Below are 5115 nucleotides of genomic sequence, written 5' to 3'. Positions count from 1 at the left end.
GGGTTAACCTCGATCTGCGGCTTATAGGTGTTCATCACCATCGACGATTTGCCAATGGTGCGCGTATTCTCGACCGCCACCGTGTCTTTGGCCAATCCCAATTGCGCGCCGATCCCGTCCGCCTGTGCGGCCCCAGACACGAACAACACCGCCGAGCGCTCAACCGCGCGCCCCATCGACCCGAACATCGGACGGGTATAAACGGGTTGCGGCGTTGGAATGGACGCATTCGGGTCGCCCATCTGCGCCACAGCGATCGAACCACCTAACACGACCATTTCAGGCTTCACCCCAAAAAACGCAGGATTCCACATCACCAGATCGGCACGTTTTCCGACCTCAAGCGATCCAATATGCGCGCTCATCCCATGCGCAATCGCGGGATTGATCGTGTATTTGGCAATGTAGCGTTTCACACGCACGTTGTCGTTGTCGCCTGTCTCCTGCGCCAAACGCCCGCGCTGTTTCTTCATCTTGTCGGCTGTTTGCCATGTGCGGATCAGCACCTCACCCACGCGCCCCATCGCCTGACTATCCGAGGCGATGATCGAAAACGCGCCCATGTCATGTAAAATGTCTTCGGCGGCAATCGTTTCCTTGCGAATACGACTTTCGGCAAAAGCCACGTCTTCGGGGATAGATTTGTCGAGGTGATGACAGACCATGAGCATATCAAGGTGCTCTTCGAGTGTATTGATCGTGTAGGGCCGTGTCGGGTTGGTGGAGGACGGGATCACATGTTCCTCGCTTACAACCTTAATGATATCAGGGGCATGACCGCCGCCCGCGCCCTCGGTATGAAAGGCGTGAATGGTACGCCCCTTCATCGCGGCAACCGTATTCTCGACAAAGCCGCTTTCATTTAACGTATCGGTGTGGATCATCACTTGGACGTCCATATCATCGGCCACAGACAGACAACAATCAATCGCGGCAGGTGTCGTTCCCCAATCCTCATGTAGCTTCATCGCGGCGGCCCCTGCGGTGATCATCTCGACCAAGGCTTGGGGTTGCGAGGCATTGCCCTTACCGGCCAGTGCGATGTTCATCGGCACGCCATCGAGCGCTTGCAACATCCGCCCGATATGCCACGGACCGGGGGTACATGTCGTCGCAAGCGTACCATGCGCCGGACCGGTGCCACCGCCAAGCATAGTGGTCACCCCCGAATGCAGGGCATCGTCAATCTGTTGCGGGCAAATGAAATGGATATGACTGTCAAAGCCGCCAGCGGTGACAATGCGCCCCTCACCCGCGATAACTTCGGTTCCCGGTCCCACAACGATACTGATGTTGGGTTGCGTATCGGGATTACCCGCCTTGCCAATCGACGCGATGCGTCCATCACGCAGGCCAATGTCAGCCTTGAAAATGCCCGTAACGTCAACAATCAGCGCGTTGGTGATGACCGTATCGACAGCCCCCTGAGCGCGCGAAAACTGGGACTGTCCCATGCCGTCGCGGATCACTTTGCCGCCGCCGAATTTGACCTCGTCGCCATATGGCCCTGTGAGGTCGCGCTCGACCTCGATGATCAAATCTGTGTCGGCCAAGCGCAATTTGTCGCCAGTGGTCGGGCCAAACATATCGGCATAGGTCGCGCGGGAAATAAGTGCAGGCATGGTCGTCCCTCTCAATTCATCTCGTAGACGGCGCGCATCTCTTCGGTGCGTTGGCGCGTCAGGTGTTCTTTGCATCCGTGGATGATCAGCGGCTGAATTGATCCGCCCTCATAGGCTGATCCTTCGGCAATACAGGCGGCATCACGGTAGGGGATCCATGCGCGTTGCGCCGCACGAAGCGCATTTGCCGCCTCATCACTCCACCCTTTGGCGACATCCATCGCCCAGCCATAAGTGTCGTTCAAATCCTCATCTGCAGCGATATAGGCGCGCAACGCACACTGATTCATCTCATACTGTGTCATCGCGTTTGAACAGTCGATGTCATCGGGTGTAGCCTGTTGCGCCGAGGTGGACCCAGCCACGACACACAGCGCGATCACACATGCCCGCATCACGACAGCCCGCCCATAATCTTAGCGTTGAACCCGAACACTTCGCGGTTGCCAGAGAGTGGCACCAAATGGACCTCGCGGGTTTGACCGGGCTCAAAGCGTACGGCCGTGCCCGCCGCAATATCAAGGCGCTGCCCCAAGGCCGCAGGACGATCAAACGCCAGCGCCGTATTCGTCTCGAAAAAGTGGTAGTGACTGCCCACTTGCACGGGGCGATCCCCCGTATTGGCCACGGTAATGGTGGTCACGGGCGCGCCCGCGTTCAACTCGATGTCGCCCTCAGCGACGAAATACTCTCCGGGGATCATGGGCTCTCCTTAGCGAATGGGGTGATGAACGGTGACAAGTTTGGTGCCATCGGGGAACGTGGCCTCGACCTGCACATCGTGGATCATCTCCGAAATCCCGTCCATGCATTGCGCCTTTGTCACCACATGCGCCGCCGCGTGCATCAAGTCGGAGACCATCCGACCATCCCGCGCGCCCTCGACCACGAAATCGGTGATAAGCGCAATGGCCTCCGGGTGGTTGAGTTTCACACCGCGCTCCAGGCGCCCGCGCGCCACCATAGCGGCAAGCGAAATCAACAGCTTATCCTTTTCCCTCGGTGTCAGGTTCATCAGTCTTCCTTTTTCACAGTTGCCAAACACGCGGCAATGGCCCGTGTCGTAGATGGTCAAGTGCGCGGGCCACATAGCGGCGCAGCGGATATCCGTCGGCGGCCATCGCGCGAATGATCAATTTGCCGTTCCAGCCCGAAACACCCGCACTCACGCCCTCTTGGGTCAGGGATTTCAAACTGTCGGCGAGATCCTGTGCGCCTTGGGCGAACACGCCAATGGTCCCAATCGCACGCGCCCCGCCAAGCGTTACCGCATGATGACGCATCGCCAATGTGTCGGCGTCAAATTCAAGCGGCTCAAGATACTCAAGACGTCCTGCGCGGTGCACCTCGCGGCGATCGCGAAACCGCAGGCTCTCGACCGTCTCGCCCATGGCGGCACGGCCCAATACAAGACTTTCGACAAAGACAAAGCGGCTATCGGCGGCAATCTGTGCGCGGGTCACCCGCGACAAGCGCGATTTATCAAAGAGGATCGTCTCTTGCGGCAACCAGTCAAGCCGCGCGCCACATCCCGCTTTGAGCGAAATAGCCACCTCGGCGTCCGCGCCCTGCGCCACGCCGGCATAAGCGCGCTCGGCCGTTTGCGATGTGCCGACAAGTGCGCCGCCCGCCTCAACCTCCAAGGTGTAATCAAGGCGATCACCGGCCGTGAGCCCGCCGGACGTGTTCAAAAATACCACCTCAGGGACTGGCCCGTGGATCTTTGGCAGCATCGCCTTGGCGGACCCCGCCTGATACAAGTCGCGCAGGCCCGTCGCCCCCATCACCACACGCGCAACGCCGCGCACCCGTTGCATGGGGGCTGCGTGACGCGGGGCGTCAGATGTCAAATGAGAGTCGAGCATTGGGCCTCCAGATTGCTCGCACGCTATCCCCGCGCGGCGACAGATCACAATGGGCCGAGGCCGTAGTTACAGACGCAAAGGCGCATTTTTCGACCGATTGCTCAAAAAATAGGCACGAAGCCCCACTGGCGCTTTTCTCGCGAACGCGGTAAGCGATACGCATGACCGATATCCTCACGATCCGCCGCCCCGATGACTGGCACCTGCACTTGCGCGATGGCGCAATGCTTGAGGCCGTCTTGCCCGAAACAGCGCGCCATTTTGCCCGTGCCATCATCATGCCGAACCTTGTGCCCCCCGTGGTCACAAGTGCCGATGCGAGCGCATACCGCGAACGCATTTTGGCCGCCGCACCCGGCGTTGGCACGTTCGAGCCGCTGATGACGCTATACCTCACTGAGGACACAGACGCCGATGACGTCGCCAGCGCGCACGCAAGCGGGTTGATCAAAGCGGTGAAGCTATACCCAGCCGGAGCCACCACCAATTCCGCCTCAGGCGTCGCGAACTTTGAAAACGTACGCGCCGTGTTGGAAAAGATGGCCGAGATCGGATTGCCGTTGTGTATCCACGGCGAAGTTGTCACGCCTGACGTCGATATTTTCGACCGCGAGAAAGTATTCATCGAGACCGTTCTCGATCCGATCCGCCGCGCAAACCCTGACCTCAAAGTGGTGATGGAACATATCACCACCAAAGACGGTGTGGATTACGCGCGCTCTGGCGGCAAAAACCTTGGTGCGACCATCACTACGCATCACCTTGTGATCAACCGCAACCACATCCTCGTGGGCGGGATCAAACCGCATTACTATTGCCTGCCCGTGGCCAAACGCGAGACGCACCGTCTTGCTTTGGTCGAGGCGGCAACATCCGGCGACAGCACGTTCTTTCTTGGCACCGATAGTGCGCCGCATCTGGATGGGGCAAAAGAAACGGCCTGTGGCTGTGCGGGGTGCTTCACCGCAACCAACACCATGTCGATCCTCGCAGAAGTCTTTGAAAAAGAGGGCAAGCTTGACAGCTTGGAGGCCTTCACGTCCATGAACGGGCCGAATTTCTACGGGTTGCCGATCAATGAGACGACGATCACCCTGACAAAGGGTGACCCCGTGCCATATCCCGCCAAAATCACCACGCCAGACGGGCCACTGACCCTGTTTGACCCGCAAATGCCGCTCCATTGGAGTGTTGAGGCGTAACGCCTCTCGCGATCAAAGATTAGACCAAGGACCACACCATGATCCCCTCTTCCTTTCCCGATAGCACCGAAATCGCCCGCCTGACTGCGCGGATGCTCCTTGAAATCGGTGCTGTCAATTTTCGCCCCGCCGATCCGTTTATCTTGGCCTCGGGTCTACCGTCCCCCACCTATATCGACTGTCGCAAGCTGATTTCGTATCCGCGTATCCGCTCGACCTTGATGGATTTTCTCACGGTCGAAACCATGCGCGTGGCGGGTTTTGAAGCCTTTGACAACATTGCCGGCGGAGAAACCGCAGGCATCCCGTTTGCGGCGCTTGTGGCGGAACGCATGGCCCTGCCCATGACCTATGTGCGCAAAAAGCCCAAAGGGTATGGGCGCGGCGCGCGTATCGAGGGCGATATGTCCGAGGGTCAGCGCGTGT

General features: G+C 58.9%; 6 protein-coding genes and 1 pseudogene. 2 read left to right on the top strand and 5 right to left on the bottom strand.

The window, feature by feature from the left end:
• The 5 genes from ureC to ACTG34_RS09375 form a co-directional block, all read right to left on the bottom strand.
• Positions 1-1622: urease subunit alpha (ureC, locus tag ACTG34_RS09395; RefSeq protein ID WP_439104668.1), on the bottom strand; the 1622-nt coding region annotated here is incomplete at its 3' end.
• A gap of 11 nt (positions 1623-1633) precedes the next feature.
• Entirely contained in the window at positions 1634-2017 is a 384-nt protein-coding gene (locus ACTG34_RS09390; RefSeq protein ID WP_439104671.1) for a lysozyme inhibitor LprI family protein, read from the bottom strand.
• Positions 2017-2325 carry an urease subunit beta gene (locus tag ACTG34_RS09385; protein WP_439104667.1) on the bottom strand — a complete coding sequence of 103 codons (309 nt, stop codon included), beginning with the start codon at positions 2323-2325 and terminating at the stop codon, positions 2017-2019. The genes ACTG34_RS09390 and ACTG34_RS09385 overlap by 1 nt, the downstream gene beginning before the upstream one ends.
• Before the next feature lie 9 nt (positions 2326-2334).
• A complete protein-coding gene (locus ACTG34_RS09380; RefSeq protein WP_062219229.1) occupies positions 2335-2637 on the bottom strand; it encodes an urease subunit gamma in 303 nt (100 codons plus the stop codon).
• Positions 2638-2650: 13 nt separating this feature from the next.
• Positions 2651-3487 (bottom strand): urease accessory protein UreD, encoded by an 837-nt coding sequence (locus ACTG34_RS09375; protein WP_439104666.1) that lies wholly within the window; start codon positions 3485-3487, stop codon positions 2651-2653.
• A gap of 161 nt (positions 3488-3648) precedes the next feature.
• Here ACTG34_RS09375 and pyrC point away from each other — a divergent pair, with 161 nt between their 5' ends.
• Positions 3649-4689 carry a dihydroorotase gene (pyrC, locus tag ACTG34_RS09370; protein ID WP_439104665.1) on the top strand — a complete coding sequence of 347 codons (1041 nt, stop codon included), beginning with the start codon at positions 3649-3651 and terminating at the stop codon, positions 4687-4689.
• Positions 4690-4727: 38 nt separating this feature from the next.
• Positions 4728-5115: pseudogene (locus ACTG34_RS09365) on the top strand (orotate phosphoribosyltransferase); the annotation flags it as partial.

This window comes from Celeribacter marinus, assembly GCF_965656515.1.
In the GTDB taxonomy this organism is placed as follows: Bacteria; Pseudomonadota; Alphaproteobacteria; order Rhodobacterales; family Rhodobacteraceae; genus Celeribacter; species Celeribacter marinus_D.
The sequence above is the reverse complement of the archived record's forward strand: the minus strand, read 5'-3'. Positions and strand labels throughout refer to the sequence as shown.